1 rRNA gene is annotated in these 233 nt (G+C 56.2%); it reads left to right on the top strand.

The annotated features are described in order from the left end of the window. Window positions 1-233: ribosomal RNA gene (locus tag AC0L2O_RS37595) — 23S ribosomal RNA — on the top strand; the annotation flags it as partial.

Genomic DNA, 233 nt, shown 5'->3' on the forward strand with positions numbered 1-233 from the left:
TGTTTGGCACCTCGATGTCGACTCATCGCATCCTGGGGCTGGAGCAGGTCCCAAGGGTATGGCTGTTCGCCATTTAAAGCGGTACGTGAGTTGGGTTCAGAACGTCGTGAGACAGTTCGGTCCCTATCTGCCGTGGGTGTAGGAATATTGAAAGGATCTGTCCCTAGTACGAGAGGACCGGGATGGACGGATCTCTGGTGGACCTGTTGTGGCGCCAGCCGCATAGCAGGGTA

This window comes from Bradyrhizobium sp. Kon10, from assembly GCF_055807395.1.